Annotated in this window: 15 protein-coding genes; 5 read left to right on the forward strand and 10 right to left on the reverse strand. The window is 71.5% G+C overall.

Annotated features, from left to right (window positions below):
- Nucleotides 1–43: 43 nt before the first annotated feature.
- Nucleotides 44–1126: a multicopper oxidase domain-containing protein gene (locus NOO62_RS34230; protein ID WP_268775918.1), complete on the forward strand. Its 1083-nt coding sequence runs from the start codon at nucleotides 44–46 to the stop codon at nucleotides 1124–1126.
- Here NOO62_RS34230 and NOO62_RS34235 read toward each other — a convergent pair.
- Entirely contained in the window at nucleotides 1123–2607 is a 1485-nt protein-coding gene (locus NOO62_RS34235) for a HEAT repeat domain-containing protein (protein ID WP_268774666.1), read from the reverse strand. The two genes, NOO62_RS34230 and NOO62_RS34235, sit on opposite strands and share 4 nt — an antisense overlap.
- Before the next feature lie 18 nt (nucleotides 2608–2625).
- Nucleotides 2626–3453: a polysaccharide deacetylase family protein gene (locus tag NOO62_RS34240; RefSeq protein ID WP_268774667.1), complete on the reverse strand. Its 828-nt coding sequence runs from the start codon at nucleotides 3451–3453 to the stop codon at nucleotides 2626–2628.
- Between the two features lie 174 nt (nucleotides 3454–3627).
- Between NOO62_RS34240 and NOO62_RS34245 the strand changes: the two genes are divergently transcribed.
- Complete coding sequence (locus NOO62_RS34245; RefSeq protein ID WP_268774668.1) at nucleotides 3628–4680, forward strand: LacI family DNA-binding transcriptional regulator; 1053 nt, start codon at nucleotides 3628–3630, stop codon at nucleotides 4678–4680.
- A gap of 57 nt (nucleotides 4681–4737) precedes the next feature.
- Here the strand turns inward: NOO62_RS34245 and NOO62_RS34250 are convergent, their stop codons facing one another.
- Nucleotides 4738–5976 (reverse strand): glycoside hydrolase family 64 protein, encoded by a 1239-nt coding sequence (locus NOO62_RS34250; protein ID WP_268774669.1) that lies wholly within the window; start codon nucleotides 5974–5976, stop codon nucleotides 4738–4740.
- Between the two features lie 212 nt (nucleotides 5977–6188).
- Between NOO62_RS34250 and NOO62_RS34255 the strand changes: the two genes are divergently transcribed.
- Nucleotides 6189–6983, forward strand: a complete 795-nt coding sequence (locus tag NOO62_RS34255) for a VOC family protein (protein ID WP_268774670.1) — start codon at nucleotides 6189–6191, stop codon at nucleotides 6981–6983.
- Between the two features lie 149 nt (nucleotides 6984–7132).
- On the forward strand, nucleotides 7133–7381 hold the full coding sequence (locus tag NOO62_RS34260; protein WP_268774671.1) for a WhiB family transcriptional regulator: 249 nt from the start codon (nucleotides 7133–7135) through the stop codon (nucleotides 7379–7381).
- Between the two features lie 110 nt (nucleotides 7382–7491).
- Here NOO62_RS34260 and NOO62_RS34265 read toward each other — a convergent pair whose 3' ends face one another.
- The 3 genes from NOO62_RS34265 to NOO62_RS34275 form a co-directional block, all read right to left on the reverse strand.
- Nucleotides 7492–9972, reverse strand: a complete 2481-nt coding sequence (locus tag NOO62_RS34265) for a hypothetical protein (RefSeq protein WP_268774672.1) — start codon at nucleotides 9970–9972, stop codon at nucleotides 7492–7494.
- A gap of 95 nt (nucleotides 9973–10067) precedes the next feature.
- Entirely contained in the window at nucleotides 10068–11555 is a 1488-nt protein-coding gene (locus NOO62_RS34270) for a carboxylesterase/lipase family protein (RefSeq protein ID WP_268774673.1), read from the reverse strand.
- 53 nt (nucleotides 11556–11608) lie between these two features.
- On the reverse strand, nucleotides 11609–12523 hold the full coding sequence (locus NOO62_RS34275) for an MBL fold metallo-hydrolase (RefSeq protein ID WP_268774674.1): 915 nt from the start codon (nucleotides 12521–12523) through the stop codon (nucleotides 11609–11611).
- A gap of 114 nt (nucleotides 12524–12637) precedes the next feature.
- On the opposite strand from NOO62_RS34275, the gene NOO62_RS34280 reads away from it, so the two are divergent.
- Entirely contained in the window at nucleotides 12638–15376 is a 2739-nt protein-coding gene (locus NOO62_RS34280) for a helix-turn-helix transcriptional regulator (RefSeq protein ID WP_268774675.1), read from the forward strand.
- Between the two features lie 256 nt (nucleotides 15377–15632).
- Here NOO62_RS34280 and NOO62_RS34285 read toward each other — a convergent pair whose 3' ends face one another.
- The 4 genes from NOO62_RS34285 to NOO62_RS34300 all read right to left on the reverse strand — a co-directional run bounded on the left by NOO62_RS34285 (nucleotide 15633) and on the right by NOO62_RS34300 (nucleotide 21565).
- Nucleotides 15633–16604 (reverse strand): acyl-ACP desaturase, encoded by a 972-nt coding sequence (locus NOO62_RS34285; protein WP_268774676.1) that lies wholly within the window; start codon nucleotides 16602–16604, stop codon nucleotides 15633–15635.
- A 162-nt stretch (nucleotides 16605–16766) separates the two neighbouring features.
- Complete coding sequence (ddaH, locus tag NOO62_RS34290) at nucleotides 16767–17534, reverse strand: dimethylargininase (RefSeq protein WP_268774677.1); 768 nt, start codon at nucleotides 17532–17534, stop codon at nucleotides 16767–16769.
- A 40-nt stretch (nucleotides 17535–17574) separates the two neighbouring features.
- On the reverse strand, nucleotides 17575–19911 hold the full coding sequence (locus tag NOO62_RS34295) for an excinuclease ABC subunit UvrA (protein ID WP_268774678.1): 2337 nt from the start codon (nucleotides 19909–19911) through the stop codon (nucleotides 17575–17577).
- A gap of 10 nt (nucleotides 19912–19921) precedes the next feature.
- Nucleotides 19922–21565, reverse strand: a complete 1644-nt coding sequence (locus tag NOO62_RS34300; RefSeq protein WP_268774679.1) for an ABC-F family ATP-binding cassette domain-containing protein — start codon at nucleotides 21563–21565, stop codon at nucleotides 19922–19924.
- Between the last annotated feature and the right edge of the window lie 11 nt (nucleotides 21566–21576).

Raw genomic sequence — 21576 nt, forward strand, 5'->3', positions numbered from 1 at the left:
GAACCGACGGGATCCGAACGGGCGGGAGCCGGGCAGGCGGGGGCTGGACCGGCGCAGCTTCAACCGTCGGATGCTCGTGGGCGGCGCGGCAGCGGCGGCGGGGGTGACATCGTTGTCGGTGGCGGGTGCGCCGGATGCGAGGACGGCGGAGGCGCCGCCGAGGACGGCGCCCGCGGGCGGCGAGGTCAAGCGCATCAAGATGTACGCGGAGAAGCTCCCCGACGGGCAGATGGGGTACGGCCTGGAGAAGGGCAAGGCGTCCATACCCGGTCCGCTCATCGAGCTGAACGAGGGCGACACGCTGCACATCGAGTTCGAGAACACGATGGACGTCGACGCCAGCCTGCATGTGCACGGCATGGACTACGAGATCTCCAGCGACGGCACGCGACACACCAAGAGCCATGTGGAGCCGGGCGGCAAGCGCACGTACACCTGGCGCACGCACGCGCCGGGCCGCCGCAAGGACGGCACGTGGCGCCCCGGCACGGCGGGCTACTGGCACTACCACGACCACGTCGTCGGCACGGATCACGGCACCACGGGCGTGCGCAAGGGGCTCTACGGCGCGCTGATCGTGCGGCGCAAGGGCGATCCGCTGCCGGACAAGACGTTCACCATCGTGTTCAACGACATGACGATCAACAACAAGACCGGCCACGACGCCCCCGCGTTCGAGGCGACGGTGGGCGACCGCGTCGAGTTCGTCTCGATCACCCACGGCGAGTACTACCACACGTTCCACGTGCACGGTCATCGCTGGGCGGACAACCGCACGGGCCTGCTGACCGGCCCCGACGACCCGAGCCAGATCCTCGACGACAAGATCACCGGCCCGGGCGACTCCTTCGGCTTCCAGGTCGTCGCGGGGGAGGGGGTGGGGGCCGGGGCGTGGATGTACCACTGCCATGTCCAGAGCCACTCGGACATGGGGATGGCGGGGCTGTTCCTGGTGAAGAAGGCGGACGGGACGATTCCGGACTATGAGCCGCATCATCGTGCCGGGGCGTCGAAGTCGTCACCGAAGTCGTCCGGCGAGTCCTCGTCGAAGTCGTCGTCCGAGCCGTCGGCGAATCCCTCAGCGGAGGCCCCGGCCGAGGCCTCCGGGGGACACCACCACGGCTAGTCGTCGGCGTCGGCGCGCAGCCGCTCCATCAGCTGGGTGGTCATCTCGGCGAGGTCGTCCGGGTCCGGGTAGCCGGACGGTTCCGCGCAGCGGTCCGTCCAGCCGGAGGCCTTCAGCCGCTCCAGGCGTTCCAGGAGGCGGGGGCGGATGTCTTCGGGCAGCCGGAACCCGTCGTCCAGCGCGGCGAACAGGCAGGCGGACACGAACCCCCAGTGGGCTTCGGGGGATTCGAGCTCGTGCAGCAGCCGGTCGTACGCGTCCGGGATGTTCCGTGCGAGTGCGTCGCCGAAGCTGACCGCGCGGAGGGCGGGGACCGGCGAGTCGGCGTGCCGCTGCAGCGCGTCGGTGACGGCCCCGACGTTCCGTTCCTCGGCACAGTCGAGACCGGCCAGCGCCCGCGCGGCGGCGACGCGGACGGCGGTCTCCCCGTCGTCGTCAAGGAGCGCGACGAGCCCCTCCACGGCCTCCCGCTCCACGGGGGAACCCTCGGCCATCGGGTCGAGGCCGTTGGCGGCGGCCTGGCGCACGTCGGCGTCGGCGTGCCGCAGGGCTTCGAGGAAGAGCGAGTACGGCGGCTCGGCCAACGGCTCGTGCATCTGGAGCTCGTCGTAACAGCGCAGTACCTCGGCCAGGACGCGCGGGCCGGGCTTCCCGGCGGCCAGCCGGTCCAGGGTCCGGCGGACCGGTTCGTACCGAAGCGTGTCGTTGAACAGCAGCAGGTCCGACAGCAGCTCGACGCCGAGGGCGGATCGGTCCGGATCCTGGTCGGCGCAGAGGTCGAGGGCCTCGTCGATCAGCAGGCCGACCTGGGCACGTTCGGTCCAGGAGTCCTCGTCGGCGGCCTGCGCGACGTCGACGACGATGTCGGCGCGCTCCTTGGAGCCCGGCGCGAGGGGCAGCGCTTCCGCGAGCAGCTCCCGCGCCCGCCCCCGCAGCCGCTCAGCGTCCTCCCCGCTCAGCGGCTCGTTCCTGCGCACGACGAGCGACGCCAGGATGACGGCGAAGTCGAACGCCAGGTCACGCTGGAAGTCACCGGGCCGCCCGACCCCGTCGAGCCCCTGCGGGGTCCAGCCCTGCGCGCGCAGATACGTGAGGCGTTCCCGCATGTCGTCCTGGATGTCCCCGCCGACCTCCCGCAGCGCCGGAGGCCCGCCGAGCTCCGCCACGAAGCGGGTCCACGCCCGCAGGAAGCCCTCGGGGTCGTCCACGTGCCCGGCGACGATCCCCTCCACGCGCTGCCGCACCCCGGCGTCGCGGCGCAGCACGGCGCAGAAGCCGTCGACCACGGTCTCGTGGAAGTCGTCCGTCCACGGCTCGCGCGCCACGGCAGCGGCCAGTTCCCGAAGCGCCCACTCCAGATCGGCGGCCTCGGCGGCATCAACCGCCGCCTTGGCACGAACCGCCACATCCGGATCCCGCAGAGCGGCCCCCAGCTCCTCGTGCAACTCGGCCAGCTTGCGCTCTCTCCGCTTCTTGAACATGGGGGCAGGGTACGCAGGTCAGGCGCCCCCCGACAGCGCGGTCCGCGGTCGCCGCGGGGCGGAGGGCGTGACGATGGCGCGGAGGTCGATGACGCGGTAGCCGCGCTCGGTGATCGCGTCGAGGATCCGCGGCAGGGCTCGGGCGTCGAGCACATCGGTACGTCCCTCGGAGGCGCCCACGTGCATCTGCAGGATCGCGCCGGGGCGCAGGGCGTCCACGGCTCTGCGCACCGCGCGGTCCACCGTCATGCCGCCGTGGGTCCCCTGCCACCCGTTGGTGTCGGCGGTGAACTCGATGTCCGCGAAACCCAGCTTGTTGACCTCCCTGATCAGGGCGGGGGCGGTCTCGCTGTAGGGGAAGCGGAAGAACGGGGTCAGCGCGGTCCCGGCACCGGCCCTCCGCAGGGCGCGGTCCGCGGCCCGCACTTCGCGCCGTTGCCCGGCGGCGGTCAGGTCCTTGAAGTAGGGGTGGCTGTAGGAGTGGTTTCCCAGGCCGTGTCCCGCGGCCGCGATCCGCTTCACCGCCTTGGGGTGCCGGTCGGCGAAGTCGCCGGTCGGGAAGAACGTGGCAGGCGCGCGCCGACGGCCGAGCTCAGCGAGGATCCGGCCGAGACCTGCCTCGTTCCAGGCGGCGTTGAACGTCACCGCGACCACCCGCTCGCGCGTGGCGATGACCCGGTTCTCCGATCCGAACAGGGCCCGCAGCCGCCGCTCGTCCACAGGTGTCACCGAGCGCGGCGGGACGGCGTGAGCCGGGGCGGCGCTCGCCCGCCGGGAGGCCGGCCACCCGACAGCGAGCAGCCCGGCGGCGACGCCGAGCATGCGGCGGGACACGGCATGGTTCATGGGGACGGCAGAAGAATTTTCCATGCCCTGGTGATCGGTTGTCCGCTGCGGGGCCTTGAGGGCGGCGGTCGACGCGTCCCTCGCCCTCGCATCCTCCCCGAACCCTTCACGCACACCTCCCGCCAGCCATACGGAAAGATGCCTCCCGACATCGTCAGGGAGGAGTGACCGAAGGTGACCGAGGAACCGCGTCCCACTCTGGAGGCCGTGGCCGCGCGTGCCGGGGTTTCCAGGGCCACCGTCTCGCGCGTCGTCAACGGGGACCCGGGGGTGCGGGAGGTGCTCGCCGAGAAGGTGCGGCGGGCCGTCGACGAGCTCGGATACGTGCCCAACCGTGCCGCCCGCAGCCTGGTCACGCGGCGCCACGACGCGGTCGCCGTGGTGATCGCCGAGCCCGAGACGCGGGTCTTCGCCGACCCGTTCTTCGCGCTGCAACTGCGCGGCATCAGCAAGGAGTTGACGGCGCACGACATTCAGCTCGTGCTGCTGCTCACCGAGGGGCGGGACGATCACGAGCGGGTCGGACGGTACCTCGCGGGCGGGCACGTCGACGGCGCGCTCGTCTTCTCGCTGCACCTGGACGACCCGCTGCCCGGCATCATCCGCCGCGCCGGTGTCCCGACCGTGTTCGGCGGGCGCCCCGGCTGGCCCCGGGCGGAGGGTGGCGGACCGGACGTGCCCTACGTCGACTGCGACAACCGGGGCGGCGCGCGGGAGGCGGTGCGGTATCTCGTCGGTCTCGGGCGGCGCCGCATCGCCCACATCACGGGGGCTCTCGACCAGACCTCCGCGGTCGACCGGCTCGACGGGTACCGCGACGTGCTCGCCGACGTCGACCCCGGGCTGATCGCCGAGGGGGACTTCACCCCCGCGGGCGGGGAGCGCGCGATGCGGGAACTCCTCGACCGTGCACCTGAGTTGGACGCCGTCTTCGCGGCCAACGACCTCACCGCGTCCGGTGCCCTCCGGGTGCTGCGGGAGCGGGGCCGCAGGGTGCCGGACGACGTGGCGGTGGTCGGCTTCGACGACATGCTCCCGGTCGCCGAGCAGACCGAACCGCCCCTCACCACGGTGCGTCAGGACATCGAGGAGATGGGGCGGTTGATGGCCGGGATCCTTCTCCGGGGAAGGGGCGGGGCGGCCGGTCCTGACGGGGAGGCGGAGGGCGGCGGCGGGCCCGCCGGTGTGGTGCTGCCGACAGCCCTCGTGCGCCGCGCCTCGGCGTAACGGGCCCGGACCCTCGGGTCCGGGCCCTCGGGTCCGGGCCCGAAGGGTGAGTCGGCGCTACGAACCGACGCTCACCGTGAACCGCCGCGGATTGCCGTCGTGCGCCGCACCCGACACGTCCGGCTGCCCGTCGGGGCGTACGTCGTCGTACGGGAACGCGTACCCGATGGGCGAGTTGGCGTGCACCACGCGTGACCAGTGGTTGGTCACCGGGTCCCGGTAGTAGTCCGCGGTGCTCGTGCCGTTCGGCTGCTGCGGGTGGGTGAGCATGATGCTGCGGTTGAAGCCCGCCGCGAGCCGGGCCAGCAGGCCCTTCTTGTCGTCGGGGTCGTTCGGGTTGTTGGCGAACGGGCCGTGGTTGCAGGTGAAGATGTCCTTCGAGGTGGGCTTGGGGAAGGAGTGGCCGCCGTTGAACGTCAGCACGTCGCCGTCGACCCGCCCGGTGAACACACCGCGGCCGCCCTGCAGATCGATCTTGAGGTCCGTGCCGCGGTACTTGTCCCAGACCTTGTCGATGTAGCTGTTCCAGACGTCGCGGAACGGCATCTGGTCCGGCCGGTCGAAGTACGGCGCCATGAGGTTCTGCGGCGAGATGACGCGCAGCACGCCACCGTCGTCACCGCGGATGACCAGCTTGTCCCACGGCTGTCCGTCCTTCCTGGCCTGCGTCACCAGATCGGCCGCGATCTTGTCGACGGCGCCGTCGGGCAGCGGGGCGACGGTGTGCGTGCCGTCGCCCTTCAGGGTCAGGCCGATGGGCAGCGCGGTCACCAGGTCCACGTAGCTGATGTTGGCGTACAGCTGTTGCGGGTTGAAGGTGAACTCGCAGAACGACCACGTGCGGCCGTAGTTGGGGTCCGCGCGCGTAGCGAAGGCGGGCTCGACCAGGGCGGGGCCCGGGTTGAGGAAGAAGTCCAGCTTGTCGTCGCGCACGAAGTAGACGCGGGCGCCGAACATCTGTGGCAGGGTCAGGACCTTGGGTGCGGAGCCCGCGGCGCCGAGCGGGATGGCGCAGTCGACCGGCAGCGGGGTCTGCGGGGCCGAGGGCGACTCGGGGCGGTAGACCCCGCCGTCCGGCTTGAGCAGCACCCAGCGGCCGGTGCCCTGCTCGTGTCCTGTGACGTAGGCGCGCACCTGGCCGGGGAGTGACTTGTTCGCGAGGGCCAGCTCGCAGGTGGCGGGCGCCGCCTTGCCGCCCGCCTGGGCGCCGGGGCTCAGGGCGCTGCCCCAGACCGGGTAGGTGAGGGCGCCCGCGGCGCCGGCTGCGGTGGTCAGGAACGTTCGACGCGATATCACGGAAGGTCTCCTGCGCGGTTGCGTGGGGGGTTGTCGTGTGGGGGGCACCACTGTCTCGGCGGGCGATTGCGGCGTCAAGAGTTGTGACTGAGAGCGCTCTCAAAAATGTTTTCCCTTCATCAAATGACGTGGTGAGGGCTGTGCGGACCGATTGTCAGTGGGAGGTGCCAGACTTCTTTGTGCGGAAGAGAGATCCGACAAAGGAGTCGATCATGCTCAATAACCGTTTCGTGACAGGTGCACCCGTCTGGGTGGACATGTGCGCCCCGGACCTCGGCAGCGTCAGCGGGTTCTACCGCGAGCTGTTCGGCTGGGAGCTCCAGCAGGGCGCCGCGGACGTCGGCGGCTACAGCCAGTACCAGCTCTCGGGCCGCACCGCCGCGGGAGCGATGGCCATAGCGGGCGACGAGGCCGCACCGGCCTGGACGCTCTACTTCCGTACGCCGGAGGTCGACGCCACGGCGAAAGCGGTCGAACAGGCGGGTGGCAGCACGCTCTTCGAGGCCGTGGACATCCTCGGCCTCGGCCGCATGGCCGGTCTCGTCGACCCCGGGGGTGTCGCGTTCTCCGTGTGGCAGCAGGGCGAGCTCAAGGGTCTCGATGTCCTGAACGAACCAGGTGGTCTCATCTGGACCGAGCTGTACACACCGGACGTCTCCGCGGCCACCGCGTTCTACGGCTCCGTGTTCGGCTGGCGGACCACCGAGATGACCTTCCCCGGCGGGACGTACACGATGGTGCATCCGGCGGACGGCTCCGAGGACGACATGTTCGGCGGCATCGTGCCGCTGGCGAGCGACCCCTCCGAGACCGGGGCGTATTGGCTGCCGTACTTCCAGGTGGACGACTGTGACGCCACGGTCGCCCAGGCCCGGCGGAGCGGCGGCACGGTGCGCATGGAGCCCATGTCGATGGAAGGCGTGGGCCGTTTCGCGAAGCTCGCGGACCCGGCGGGGGCGAAGTTCGCGGTGCTGCAGCCTTCGCCTTCCGGGGAGGAGGGTCAGTAGGGTCGGCCGGGGCGGGCGGTTTCGAGGCGCGCGCGGCTGGGCAGTCCTCAGCGGGACAACCGGCGAGCACAGCCGCCCGGAAGCCGGGTCGGACGTTCGTTGATCGTTCGTTGATCGGTTGTTTCGCGCGGTGGGACAGCATCGGTGCCATGCAGATCGAGATGACAGCCGAGCCCGAACTCGCCTGGCAGGAGCAGGCTCTGTGCGCCCAGACCGGAGCCGAGTTCTTCTTCCCCGAGCCCGGTAGCTCGGTGCGTGAGGCGAAGGACATCTGCCGGATGTGTGAGATGCGCACGGCCTGCCTGGAGTACGCACTGGACAACGACGAGCGGTTCGGCGTCTGGGGCGGACTCTCCGAGAAGGAGCGGTACGCCCTCAGACGCGAAACCCGCGCCTGATCCGCCGACACCGCAGACATCGCCGAACCGCCAACAGCATCGACAGCGCCGACTGACTCCGAACCCGCGAGCCCCTGAGCGATCACGGGACCCGCGGGTTCTCGGCAGCATCAGGCGTACGTCACCACGAACCGCCGCGTCCCCGCCGGGATCCGCACGTCGTCACCGGAGACGGGCAGCTGCCGCCCGTCCGCCGACACCGACCGCACCTGCCCGAACCGGCACGGATAGACGTACCGCACCCGCTCCGGGGCCTCGGTCACCTCCACCGTCACCGTCCGGCGGCCCGCGTCGTGCGTGAGCCGGTAGCCGAAGGGCTTGCCGAACAGCGTCGGAGCGGATTCGACGGCCACCGTCTCGCCGTCCGGCACCCAGTGCGGACGTACGCCCGGCGCGATGTACACATGCGGATCGCGGTCCTCGTCCGCCTCGAACAACAGGATGTCGCGGATCAGGAGCAGATACTCGGCTGCCGCCCAGCCGTGCGGGATGTCTCCCATGTACCAGGGCCGGGACGGTACTTCGTCGAAGTCCGAAGCGATGGTGAAGGCGTGCTGCTCGTTCCACGCGCCGAGCGCCACCGCCCGCTCCTCGGTCCGCGGGAAGGCGGCCCCGACGATCCAGCCGAGCAGCGTGTCCGCCCGCGCCGGGTCGCCCGCGAGCAGGTAGGCGTGCGCCAACTGCGTGGTGAGGTAGGGGCCGTAGGCGTTCCACGCCGCCTCGTGCCGGTAGCCGCCCCGCACGAAGTGGGCGTACATGGTGTCGAGCGTGAAGCGTGCCGCCGCGTCGATGTCCGTGCCCAGCTTGCTGCCCATGTGCAGCCGCAGCGGGTGGAAGAACGCCGCGGTGCCGATCATCGTCGAGTCGAGCCGCCCGACATCGCCGGGGCCGGTCGGGATGTACGTCTCCCAGGCGCCGCGCCTGCGCTGCTCCGCCAGGACCCAGCGCACCGAGGCCGCCGTGGCCCGTTTCACGTCGTCGAAGGCCGCCCAGAGTTCGGGCACGTCCGGCGAACCGATGCGCTCCGCGAGCCGCGCCGCCTCGTACAGACCGGCCAGCGCCCACAGGTCGTCCCAGTAGTGCGGTTTGTCGCGCTCACCCAAGTGCTCGGCGCTCCAGCCGCTGTGCAGCAGCCCGTACTGGTCGCGGTTGTCCCGCAGCCACCGGGCGCCGTCGATCACGTACGGCGTGTACAGCTTCGCGCCGAACGCGGCGGCGCGGCCCTTCGTGCGGTCGAAGCGGCCGATCGCCCAGAGCGCCTGCCCGTTGCTGTCCCACTCGCGGTCGTCCCGCTCGTGCGGGCCGCCGTAGAAGCCGTACTCGGCACACGGCCCGATCCGGCCCGTGCCGCGGTTGAACTTCAACGGGTAGTGCGTGCCCAGCTGGTGCTCGGCGAGCGCGCCGTCACCCACCAGCGAGCAGGCCGTGGCCTCGACGGACGAGTCGCGGATCCAGAACGAGTCGTACACCGTGGGGCCGGGGTGGATCTCCCCGTGGTCGGAGAGGATGAGCAGCTGCGACCGCGACTCGCGGAACAGGTCCGTCAAGTGCGCGACGGGGCGCGGCAGGTCGGGCTGCAGGCCCTGCCCGAGGAGCTTCGACGTCCAGAACGCCCGGTTGGCCTCCTCCAGCTCACCGGCCGGCACGGACCTGATCTCCGCCAGGTCACCGGCCCCGCTGTACAGATCGACGGGCAGCCGTACGTCCAGCTCAAACATCTCGTCGTCGACGACCCGGAACGGCCACGCGAACGCCGCACTGCACAACCCCGCGACCTGGTCCTGCGCCTGCCCGGCGCCGTTCAGCTTGCCGCCGTTGACCAGGTCGTGGAACGGGCTGTGCGCCAGGTAGGCGGCCGGGTCGTGACTGAAGTCCGGGTTGCCGTACACGCCGTACTGCTCGGGCACGGTGTCGAACACCGGACCCCAGCCGCTGTTCGTCTCCACCCGGTTCTCCGCGGGCAGGTGCCGCAGGAACGTCAGCCGCCGGTCGGTGATCTGCCGTCCGTTGCGGTCGTGCCGCTGGAAGCCGCTCGGGCCCGCCGGCATCACCGCCGCGCACAGCCAGCCCTCGCGCGGCTGCCCGGTCGCGGTGCCCACCGTCACCCGGGTCACCACGAGATCGCGCTGCCGTACGCCGACGGTCGTGGCGAAGGTGCGCTGCACGAACTCGACGCCGTCCGGGGCGCGGAAGTCCGTGAGGACGACCGGCAGGTGCGGCGCCTCCATGCGCTGCGACACCGTGCCGCCACCGGGCAGCTGCGGCAGGTGCAGGGCGCCCGTCGCCGGATCGTAGAGGAAGAAGAAGAGGCAGTACTTGTCGTAGACCGGCTCGATCTCACCGGCCTGGCCGATCAGTGACTCCTGACGGTGGTCCTTCACGCCCACCATGTGCCAGTAGCGGTACAGGGCATTGGAGGCCAGTGCGGCCTCCTTCGTCTCGTACGTTCCCGAGTCGAAGTCGTCGCTCCAGCGCCGGAAGGCCTGCTGCGCCCACCACGGCACGGGATAGGGCACCTGCGCCCGGCCCGCCCAGCTGCGCCACATGACCTCGTAGAACATCCACTCGTGGGTCTGCGCCATCTGCGCCATGGGTTCACCCCCTCGCCCACAGTTGCACCGCGGAGGGCGGTCGTAAATCGATGCGGCAGGGTCCTGCCGCATCCCGGTAGTCCTCTTGCCGGTCGTCAGGCCCAGGCCGCCAGCTCCTCGCCGCGCGGGTCGTACACCTGCGTCCACTCGGCGTCGATACGCATCGTCGTCCGCCGCGTGAGGTCGTAGGGGGCCCAGCCGGGATCACCGGTCCTGGCGAAACGGACCCAGGCCGCGTGCGTACGGCCGGCGAGATCCGCGGGCGGCGCGTCGGGGCCGAGGAGACCCTCCGGCCCGCGCAGCCGGGGGAGATGCGCGAGGTCGAAGACGAAGGGCAGCTCCACGGCGTGGGCGGCGCCGAGCTCGCCGCCCAGCGCGTGCGAGCGCCACGCGAACTCGTACCGGTGGGTCGTGGACGCGGAGTGCGCGGCGTGTGCGTCCGCGAGGGCCCGGCTGCCCGCGCCGAACAGCGCGTCGCCCATGACCGCGGACCGCAACTCGCCGGAGGACGCGTCGGGCCGCGCCGTGCGGTACGTCTCGACCAGCCGCGCCGGATCCGGATGTGCGCTCGCCGCGACGGCCCGTACGTCTTCGGGGGTCGAGGTGGAGTACCGGTCCACGGGGACCAGATAGAGGTTCCCCTCCTCGGCGTTGGTGCCGACGAGCAGGTCGACGTCCGCGCCCGGCCCGGTGGCGACGGACGCGGCCGGCTGGGTGTCGAGGACCAGGCTGAAAGGGCTGAGCCCGATCAGTGGATCGTGGTGTGCCTCTGTTCGCAGGTCGATGCCCGTGAGCCGGGAGGCGGCCTCGACGAGGCGGTCGTCGGAGAGCTCAGCGAAGGCATCGGCACGGGACTCGACGCCCAGCGCGTCGGCCGCCGCGGCCGTGACCCGAGCGGCCTGTTCGGGGGAGAACGCCCCCAGACCGCTGCCGCTCTGCACGATCGCTCTGCGGACGAGACCGGCGGCCCCGGGCTCGGCGAGGACACCGCCGACGACGGTCGCCCCGGCGGACTGGCCGAAGAGCGTGACGTTCCGCGGATCACCGCCGAAAGCCGCGATGTTCTCCCGCACCCAGCGCAGCGCGGCCACGACGTCGAGCAGACCGCGGTTGGCGGGCGCTCCGGGGAGGTCGAGGAAACCGGCGATGCCGAGCCGGTAGTTGAGGGAGACGAGGACGACGCCGTCGCGGGCGAAGGCGGATCCGTCGTACAGCGCGGACCGCGTCGATCCGGCGACGAACGCGCCACCGTGGACGAAGACCATGACGGGCAGACCGCCGCTGTCGGCGGCCGCGGGCGCCCGGACGTCGACGGTGAGGTAGTCCGCGCCGCGGCTCCAGCCGGTGCCGAAGTACGGGGACATGTCGATGCCGCCGAGCCCGCGCTCGGACTGGGGCGCGGTGGGCCCGGGGGCGGTGGCGTCCCGTACGCCGTCCCAGGGCGCGTGCGGCTCGGGCGGCGCGAAGCGCCCGGCTCCGCGTGGAGGGGCGGCGTAGGGGATGCCGAGGAACGCGTCGATGCCGTGGCGGCGCAGGCCGCGGACGGCGCCCTGCGCGGTGCGCACGACGGGGTGGTGGTTCATGGTGGTGCCTCTGCCTCTCGGCCGGTGTGTCGGTGTGCCGCGGGTCCGTGTTCTCAGTCCTGCTCTTCGTACGGGGCGAAGGGCGCCCAGCCCTTGATGGCGAACTTGGTCCCGTCGCGCACGACTTCCGCGGCGCCGTGGCCGCCCAGGTGCGCGGGGATCACGAGCGCGTTGGTGTCGGCCGCCCGGCCGAGGATCCTGCGGCGGGTCGCGCGGGCTCCCGCGGGGTCCTCGCAGAAGCAGCTGTTGACGTCCGGTTCGAGGATCTGCACGGGGCTGTGCAGCATGTCGCCGACGAAGACGGCGCGGTCCGTGCCCGAGACGAGGGTCAGCACGCTGGAACCGGGCGTGTGCCCGGGGGCGGCCTCCAGGCGGAGGTTGGCGTCGATGCGGTGTCCGGCCTCCCACAGCTCAGTGAGGCCCGCCTCGTGCACCGGTGCCACGCTGTCCTCGAAGACGTTCTGGTTACCCCGGCCGAGCCGCGGTGCGTGACCGGCGGCGGGGTTCCAGAAGTCGAAGTCGTCCTTCGGCATCAGATACGTGGCGTTGGGAAAAGTGGGCACCCAGTCCCGCCCGTCCAAATACGTGTTCCAGCCGACGTGATCGACGTGGAGATGCGTATTGATGACGATGTCCACGTCCTCCGGCGCGACACCGGCCCGGGCGAGACCGGCGAGGAAATCGGTTTCCAGATGCCGCCAGACCGGTGCGTACGGGCGCTCCTTGTGATTGCCGACACCGGTGTCGACCAGTATGTTCCGGCCCTCGCTCCGCAGCAGCCAGGTCTGGATGGCGGAATGCACCGCATGGGTGCCGGAGTTGAGGAAATGCGGGCTCAGCCAGGAAGCGGCGTCCTCCCACACGTCCTTGGGGCTTTCCGGAAAGAAGGTCTCAGGGGTCATCTCGACGGAGCCGTAGTATTCCCGGATCCGTGTGACGGTGACGCTGCCGAGTTGTATCTGGTCCACGGGGCTGTCCTTGATTGCGGCGGCTTTTCCGAGACCGTACGGTCGGCCGCGCCGGGCCCGGTATCCGTCATGTGACTGCACCCGCGCACACGCCGTACGACTCCTGGAGAATCCGTGGACCAGCACGCAGACGACCTCCTCGTCGGCCGGGACGAGGAGCTGGCGCACCTTCTCCGCGCGGTCGACCCGAAGTCGGCCGACCGCGCTCTGCTGCTGGTGGGCGAGGCGGGCCTGGGAAAGAGTGCGCTGCTCGACCGGCTGGCGTGCCGGGTCACGGCCGATGGCGTCCGGGTCCTGCGCGCCGAGGGAAGCGCCTCGGAGGCGTGGCTGCCCTTCGCCGCCCTGCACCGGCTGCTGCGGCCGGTGTCGGCGGAGGTGAACGCACTGCCGGAGCGGCAGCGTGCGGCGCTGCGGGAGGCGTTCGGCGCCGGTGCGGGGCCGCCGGACCTCATGCTGGTCGGGCTCGCCGTCCTGACCCTGCTGTCGACGCTCGGCGAACGGAACTCGGTCGTCGTGATTCTCGACGACGCCCACTGGTTCGACCGGTCGTCGCTCGACGCGCTCGCCTTCGCCGCCGCGCGGCTGGCGGGCGAACCGGTGACGATGCTGCTCGGCACGCGCGACGGCGGCCACCTCCCGGGCTTCGGCCGCCGTACGCCCACCGCCACCCTCACCCTGGCCCCGCTCGACGCCACCGCCGCCGACCGGCTCCTGGAACTGCAGCCGATGACGCCCACCGGCCGGACCCGGGCGCGCATCCTCGACGAGGCAGGCGGCAACCCGCTCGCGCTGACCGAACTGACACGGGCAGCCACCACCGTGCCCGACTCCCTCCCTCCCGCCGGGCCCCTGCCGCTCCCGCCCGACGATCGCCTGGAGCAGGTCTTCGCGGCTCGGCTGCACGCACTTCCCGCGGCCACCGGAGAGGTGCTGCTCCTCCTGGCCGCCATGGACGGCGTCGACGCCGCGATCACCGCGCCCGGCGCGCTGCCGGACGCAGAGGACGACGTCTGGTCGTCCGCCGAGCGGGCCGGGCTGATACGAAGGGTGGGGCGGCAGATCCGGTTCCGTCACCCGATGGCCCGGTCCGCCGTGTACCACGCCGCTCCCCCCGACGCCCGGCGAGCCGCGCACCGCACGCTGGCCGACGCGCTGCGGCACGAACCGGACCGAAGGAGCTGGCACCTGGCCGCCGCATGCACGGGGCCGGACGCCGCCGTGTCGGCGGAGCTGGAGCTGACCGCCGACCGGGCGCGGCGACGTGGCGGCCATGCCGCGGCCGCCATGGCCCTGGAGCGTGCCGCCCACCTGGCACCGGAGCGAGAAGACGAAGCCCGGCTGCTGGTCGAGGCCGCCGCCACGGCCGTGCTCACCGGTGACCTCCCCTGGGTCGAGGAGCTGACGGCCCGGGTCCACGCACGCACGGACGACGCGTCGCTGCTGGCCGCCGCGGCCGTGAGTGCCGGACGCCTCGCGGTCCTGACCGCGCGCCACTCCGTGGTCCTTCCCCGACTTGCGGACCGTGCCGACGAGTTGACTGGCCGTCACCCGGAAGCCGCGCTCGACCTCCTCGGCAGCGCGGCCGTCGTCCGTTTCTACTCGGGAGAGGACGCCCACCGCATCCGCGTCCAGCAGATCCTGCGCCGCATCCCAACCCGCGACGTCGACCTCTGGTCCCGCGTCTGGGTGCGGACGGTGACGGACCCCTTCGAAGGGCGGGCCGAGCTCGTCGACGCACTGGCCGGGTTGGCGGCGGAGGCGCAAGGGCGCCCGGAACGGCTCGCCGTGCTCGGGATCATGTCGTGGCTCCTCGACGAGACACCGCGGGCCGTCCGCGCCTTCGATGAGGCCGCCGACCGCTGGGCGGCGCAGGGAACGCTCCCGGAGGGGCTCGGTGGCGCCGTCGCCTGGGCGTATGTGGAGCGCGGCCGATGGGGCCGGGCGCGTGAGGCCTGCGCCCGGAGCACCGCGGTCGCCTCGGCGGCGGGACTCGACCACGCCGTGGCCTGTGCGGCGGCGGTGGACGCCACCGTGCTGGCCCTCCGGGGGGATACCGCGGCGGCCCGCGGGCGGGCCCGCGACGCTCTCGACCTGATAGATCCGCTGGAGAGCCGTTCCGTCGCCGTGTACGCCCGGCGCGCGCTCGGTGCCGCCGCTGCCGCGGACGGCGCGTACGAAGCGGCGTACGACCAGCTGCGCGCCGTCTTCGCCCCGGACGGCGCGCCTGTGCATTACCACGCCTCCTATCCGGCTCTCGCGGATCTCGCCGCCGTCGCCGTGCGCAGTGGCCGGAGTGCGGAGGCCTGCGCGATCGTCGAGCGTGCCGCACGGGCGCTGGGTGAGAACGCCTCACCCCGCCTGCGTGCGCTGCTGAGCCGGGCGCGGGGCCTGCTGGCCGCCGCCGAGGACGCCGAGCCGCACTACCGGGCGGCCCTGGCGGACCCGGACCGTGCGTACTGGCCCTTCGAACACGCCCAGGCCCAGCTGGACTTCGCCGAGTGGCTGCGCCGCCGTCGGCGGATCGCCGAGGCGCGACCGCTGCTCACCGAGGCCCTGGAGACGTTCCGGCGGCTCGGGGCACGTCCGTGGACCGAGCGCGCCCGCAGTGAATCGCGCGCCGCGGGCGTCGGTGTCCCGCACGCGACCCCCGACGCGCTCGCCGAACTCTCCCCGCAGCAGCGGCAGATCGTCGGGCTCGCGGCGCGGGGGCTGACCAACAGGGCAATCGGGGAGAGGCTCTTCCTCTCCCCGCGCACGGTCGGCTCACACCTCTACCGCAGCTTTCCCAAGCTGGGGATCACGGCACGTGCCCAGCTCCGCGACCTCGTCGAAGGCACTGGTGAGGGCGGGTAGGCAGGCCGTACGAGCATTCCAAGGGCGGGGTCGTGGCGCAGAGGCGGTCGCATCGCCTCCTCAGAGCCTGTGTCATAACCCCGGTCGGATCAGTGGGCGTCGTCTGGTGCGTGCGATCGCAAGGCGCCGGAGCGTCCTCGATGGGGGTCCCCCCGGGCCCTTCAGGCCTGGGGGAGGAGCTACTAGGGCGTTTCGGCAACGCCGCGAGCGTGCGTGCCAGGCGGCGACCACCCGGCCGGGGTTATGACACAGGCTCTCAGGCGCCCCGCGCCGCCATCCGCGCCTTGCGGGCGGCCAGCCGCTCGTCGAACTTCGATGCCTCCGCGTCGAGCCCGCTCATGAAGAAGCCCAGCTCCTCCTGCGCCTTCAGGCCGTCGGGGCCGAGCCCGTCGATCTCCAGGACCTTCAGGAAGCGCAGCACGGGCTGCAGCACGTCGTCGTGGTGGATGCGCATGTTGTAGACCTCGCCGATGGCCATCTGCGCGGCGGCCCGCTCGAAGCCGGGCATGCCGTGGCCCGGCATGCGGAAGTCGACGACCACGTCGCGCACGGCCTGCATGGTGAGGTCGGGGGCGAGCTCGAAGGCGGCCTTCAGGAGGTTGCGGTAGAAGACCATGTGGAGGTTCTCGTCGGTGGCGATGCGCGCCAGCATGCGGTCGCAGACCGGGTCGCCCGACTGGTGGCCGGTGTTGCGGTGCGAGATGCGGGTCGCGAGCTCCTGGAAGGCGACGTACGCGACCGAGTGCAGCATCGAGTGCCGGTTGTCCGACTCGAAGCCCTCGCTCATGTGCGCCATCCGGAACCGCTCCAGCTGGTCCGGGTCGACGGCGCGCGAGGCGAGGAGGTAGTCGCGCATCACGATGCCGTGCCGGCCCTCCTCGGCGGTCCAGCGGTGCACCCAGGTGCCCCAGGCGCCGTCGCGGCCGAAGAGGGAGGCGATCTCGTGGTGGTAGCTGGGCAGGTTGTCCTCGGTGAGCAGGTTGACCACCAGGGCGATGCGGCCGATGTCGGTGACCGGGGACTGGCCCTTCTCCCACGCCTCGCCGTCCTCGAAGATGCCGGGGAAGTTCCGGGCGTCCGAGAACGGGACGTACTCGTGGGGCATCCAGTCCTTGGCCACCTTGAGGTGGCGATTGAGTTCCTGCTCGACCACTTCCTCCAGCGCGTAGAGCAGACGGGCGTCGGTCCAGCTGTCCGCGCTGCCGAGGTGGGGAGAGGTGATCGTCACGGGGGCTCCAGGGGGACGGGAGTACAGAGAGTTACATGGGCGGTGCGAGCGGTGCACTACCTACGGTGTCGTAGGTTACGTTGCCGTAGGTTAAACCCTCCGTAAAGAGGCTGTGAGCCCGGGGCCCACCCGTCCCTCTCATCACTGAGGCCCCACTGCTGGTCAGGCGTACAGCTCACGGAGCCGGACCGAGAGGCACGTCACACACCCTTCGAGCTTCTCGAACTCACTGATGTCCACCGGCACCGGGTCGAAGCCGAGATCGGCGAACAGCTCCGCGCTGCGGGGCGCGCTCGCCGCCATGAGCAGTCCCGAGCCGCCGAGCAGCACCACGTGCGCGCCCGCCTCCTCCGGTACGGGCAGGAAGCGGGGGAAGAGCGAGGGGCTGTCGACGAGCGGCTCGTACCCGATGACCGTCCCGTCGGGCAGTGCCGTCACGGCGGACTTCAGATGCAGGACCTTGGCCACGGGTACGGAGACGACCCGGGCCCCCAGCGGCTCGAAGACGGCCCGCAGTTGCCGCACCCCCTCGGCGTTCGTCCTGCCGCCCCGCCCGACGTAGAGGGTGTCGCCGATCTTGAGCACGTCGCCGCCCTCCAGCGTGCCCGGCTCCCACACCCAGTTGACCGAGCACCCGAGCCTGCCCACCGCCTCCTCGACGCCGGTCGTCTCGCCCTGCCGGGAGCGAACCCCGGACCGGGCTATGAGGGCCACGTTCCGGAAGGCGACGACCGCGTCCTCCACGAAGACCGAGTCGGGGCACGCGTCCGCGGGCTCCACCTCGACGGTCTCCCAGCCGTGGGCGTCCAGCGCCGCCACGTACGCCTCCCACTGCCTTATCGCGAGGCGCACGTCGACGGGGGTGCGGGTGACCAGGCCTTCCGCGAGGCGCGGGCTCGGGCGGCGGATCAGGGCCTTCTTGCTGGGCACGGACGGCTCTCCTCACGCGGGCGGGGCGGATGCCGCAACATCATGCAGCGCGGCGCCCGCCCCCGCCCAGAGCGCCTCGCAAGTGATCCGCCGTGAACGAGCCCTCGGCCCGCAGGAGTTGCGCGGGCGTCCCCTCGAAGACGATCCGCCCGCCGTGCTTGCCGCCGTCGGGGCCCAGGTCGATCACCCAGTCCGCGTGCTTGACGACGTCGAGGTTGTGCTCGACGACGATCACCGTGTTGCCGGCGTCGACCAAGCGGTCGAGCAGGGCGAGCAGTCCGTCGATGTCCGCCATGTGCAGCCCGGTGGTCGGCTCGTCCAGGACGTACGTCGTGCCCGTGCGGTGCAACCGCGTGGCCAGCTTGATGCGTTGGCGCTCACCGCCGGAGAGCGTGCTCAGCGGCTGCCCGAGTGTGAGGTAGGTGAGTCCCACGTCCCGCAGGGCTCGCAGCCGACGGCGCACCGACGTGTCGTCGAGGCGCGCGAAGAAGTCCAGGGCCTGCTCGGCCGTCATCTCCAGGACGTCCACGACGGACCGCCCGCCGACGGTGAGCCGCAGCACCTCCTCCTTGAAGCGCCGTCCCTCGCACGCCTCGCACGTCGTGGTGACCGGGTCCATGAACGCCAGGTCGCTGTAGATGACCCCGCGCCCCTGGCAACGCTCGCACGCACCGTGGGAGTTGAAGCTGAACAGGCTCGCCTTCGCGCCGGTCTCGCGCGCGAACACCTTGCGCACCGTGTCCATGATCCCCAGGTACGTCGCCGGGGTGGAGCGGCCCGAGATGCCGATGGACGACTGGTCCACGACGACGGCGTCCGGGTACGCGTCGGTGTACGCCTTCGACACCAGGGTGCTCTTGCCGGAACCGGCGACGCCGGTGACCGCCGTGAGGACCCCCGTGGGTACCCGCACGCTCACGTTCTTGAGGTTGTGCAGATCGGCGTCCTTGATCCAGTGGCCGCCGTTCGCCTCGCGCGGGTGTTCCTTGATGCCGGTGGCGCGCCGAAGGTGGCGGCCGGTGAGGGTGTCGGCCCGGCGCAGTTCCTGCGGGGTGCCCTCGAAGACGACCAGGCCGCCGTCGGTGCCGGCCGCCGGGCCCATGTCGACGACGTGGTCGGCGATCGCGATCACGTCGGGGTCGTGCTCGACGACCAGGACGGTGTTGCCCTTGTCGCGCAGCCGGAGCAGGAGGGCGCCCAGGCGTCCCACGTCGCGCGGGTGCAGCCCGACGCTCGGCTCGTCGAAGATGTACGTCATCCCGGTGAGGCTGGACCCGAGGTGGCGCACCATCTTCAGGCGCTGGCCCTCGCCCCCGGAGAGCGTGGACGTCTCGCGGTCCAGGCTGAGGTAGCCAAGACCGATCGCCTCGATCCGTTCCAGTGCCGCCACGGCGGCCGCCGCGATCGGCCCCGCCACCGGGTCGTCGACGCGCCCCAACGCGCGGATCAGGTCGGTGACTTCCATCCGGGCGCAGTCGGCGATGCCGAGGCCGTCGATGCGGGAGGAGAGCGCCGCCGGATTGAGGCGGGCCCCGTGGCAGGCGGGGCAGGGGCCCTCGTGCAGGAAGCCCTGCACCAGGTCGCGGGTCTTCTGGGAGAGCGCGGACAGGTCGCGGTTGAGGTAGAGCCGCTCGAAGCGGTCGGCGAGTCCTTCGTAGTCGATGTCCCGTGCGCCGCCCGTGTTGTCGACGTTCACCTTCTTCCGCGCGCGCCCGCCGCCGCTCCCGCCGCGCATCAGGAACTGCCGTTCCGTGGCGGTGAATTCACCGACGGGCTTGTGCGTGTCCAGGTCGGGCGTGTTCGTGTACGTCTGGCCCTGCCAGGTGCCCACGGCGAACGGCGGGAAGAGGATCGCGCCGTCCGCCAGGGACCTGGCGGGGTCGAGGATGCGGTCGTAGTCGGGCCGCACCGTGCGCCCGAGCCCGTCGCACTCCGTGCACATGCCCGACGGGTCGTTGAACGAGTACGCCGTCGCCGGGCCCGCGCTCGGCGTGCCGTGCCGGGAGAACAGCACGCGGATCACGGAGTAGATGTCCGTCATCGTGCCCACGGTGGAGCGGGAGTGGCCGCCGATCGGCTTCTGGTCGACGACGATCGCGGGGGAGAGCTCCTCGATGGCGTCCGCGTGCGGCCGCTCGTACTTCGGCAGCCGGTTGCGGACGAACCAGGTGAACGTCTCGTTCAGCTGCCGCTGCGACTCCACCGCGATCGTGTCGAAGACGACCGACGACTTCCCGGACCCCGACACACCTGTGAAGACGGTGAGCCTGCCCTTGGGGATGCGCAGGCTCACCTCCTTGAGGTTGTTCTCGCGGGCTCCGTCGATCGCGATGTAACGGTGCGTGTCCGGGGGCGTGTCCTCGTGGTTCTGGTCCATACACCCGAAGCTAGGCCGAATACCCGACAGCGTCTGTCTTCTTTTCCTGAGTGATCTCCTTGAGTTCTCCGTCCAGGAGCAGCCACCGCGTGATGCCGATGGACTCCAGGAACGGCACGTCGTGGCTGGCCACGATCAGCGCGCCCTCGTACGACTCCAGGGCCGTCGACAGCTGCTTCACGCTCGCCATGTCGAGGTTGTTCGTCGGCTCGTCGAGCATCAGCAGCTGCGGCGCGGGCTCCGCGAGCAGCAGCGCCGCGAGCGCCGCACGGAACCGTTCGCCGCCCGACAGGGTCGCCGCCCGCTGATCGGCCTTGGCGCCCTTGAACAGGAAGCGGGCCAGCCGCGCTCTGACGCGGTTGTTGGTCGCGTCGGGAGCGTACGCCGCCACGTTCTCGGCGACGGTCAGCTCGCCGTCGAGCACGTCGAGGCGCTGCGGCAGGAAGCGCATCGGCACATGGGTCAGCGCCTCGCCGGAGACCGGTTCCAGCTCCTTGGCGATCGTGCGCAGAAGCGTGGTCTTGCCCGCGCCGTTCCGGCCGGTCAAGGCGATCCGCTCGGGCCCGCGCAGCTCGAACTCGCCCTGCACGCGCGCGCCGTAGCACAGTTCGAGGTTGCTCAGGGTGAGCACCGTGCGCCCCGGATGGACCAGGGTGTGCGGCAGGTCGACGCGGATCTCGTCGTCCTCCCGCACTGCCTCGACGGCGTCGTCGAGACGCTCCTTCGCCTCGGCGAGCTTCTCCTCGTGCATGATGCGGTGCTTGCCCGCCGACTCCTGTGCGGCGCGTTTGCGGGCGCCCATCAGGATCTTCGGCTGGCTCCTGCTGTCCTGGATCCTCTGGCCGTACCGCTTGCGGCGGGCCAGCTTGACCTGGGCGTCGGCGAGATCGCGCTTCTGCTTGCGCAAGTCGGTCTCGGCGACGCGCACCATGCGCTCGGCCGCCTCCTGCTCCACGGCGAGGGCCTCCTCGTACGCACTGAAGTTGCCGCCGTACCAACTCACCTCCCCGTCACGGAGATCGGCGATCTGGTCGACCAGGTCCAGGAGTTCACGGTCGTGGCTGACGACGACCAGGACGCCGGACCACGCCTCGACAGCCGCGTACAGCCGCCGACGGGCGTACAGGTCGAGGTTATTGGTGGGTTCGTCGAGAAGGAGTACGTCGGGACGGCGCAGCAACAGCGCGGCCAGGCGCAGCAGCACCGACTCGCCGCCCGACACCTCACCCGTGGTGCGGTCGAGGCCGATGTGGCCGAGCCCGAGCTGGTCGAGGGTGGCGAGGGCGCGCTCCTCGACGTCCCAGTCGTCGCCGACCGCCGTGAAGTGCTCCTCGCGCACGTCACCCGCCTCGATGGCGTGCAGCGCGGCGCGGGTCACGGCGATGCCGAGCACCTCGTCGACGCGCAGGCCGGTGTCGAGGGTGACGTTCTGCGGCAGGTACCCGACGTCACCGGCGACACGCACCGCGCCCTCGGTGGGCGTCAGCTCGCCCGCGACGAGCTTCAACAGGGTTGACTTTCCTGACCCGTTGACGCCGATGAGTCCGGTCCTGCCGGGCCCGAAGGCGACCTGCAGGCCGTCGAAGACGCCGGTGCCGTCGGCCCAGGCGAAGGAGAGCGACGTACAGCTGATGGAGGTGGGGTGGGTAGACATACAGGCCTCGC

Origin of the sequence: Streptomyces sp. Je 1-369, from assembly GCF_026810505.1 — a bacterium.
Classification (GTDB): domain Bacteria; phylum Actinomycetota; class Actinomycetes; order Streptomycetales; family Streptomycetaceae; genus Streptomyces.

Bases quoted from the DNA above. Each gene is read 5' to 3' on its own strand.
- NOO62_RS34235 (WP_268774666.1), bottom strand. From the start codon at position 2,607: ATGTTCAAGAAGCGGAGAGAGCGCAAGCTGGCCGAGTTGCACGAGGAG.
- NOO62_RS34240 (WP_268774667.1), bottom strand. From the start codon at position 3,453: ATGAACCATGCCGTGTCCCGCCGCATGCTCGGCGTCGCCGCCGGGCTG.
- NOO62_RS34255 (WP_268774670.1), top strand. From the start codon at position 6,189: ATGCTCAATAACCGTTTCGTGACAGGTGCACCCGTCTGGGTGGACATG.
- NOO62_RS34260 (WP_268774671.1), top strand. From the start codon at position 7,133: ATGCAGATCGAGATGACAGCCGAGCCCGAACTCGCCTGGCAGGAGCAG.
- NOO62_RS34265 (WP_268774672.1), bottom strand. From the start codon at position 9,972: ATGGCGCAGATGGCGCAGACCCACGAGTGGATGTTCTACGAGGTCATG.
- NOO62_RS34270 (WP_268774673.1), bottom strand. From the start codon at position 11,555: ATGAACCACCACCCCGTCGTGCGCACCGCGCAGGGCGCCGTCCGCGGC.
- NOO62_RS34295 (WP_268774678.1), bottom strand. From the start codon at position 19,911: ATGGACCAGAACCACGAGGACACGCCCCCGGACACGCACCGTTACATC.
- NOO62_RS34300 (WP_268774679.1), bottom strand. From the start codon at position 21,565: ATGTCTACCCACCCCACCTCCATCAGCTGTACGTCGCTCTCCTTCGCC.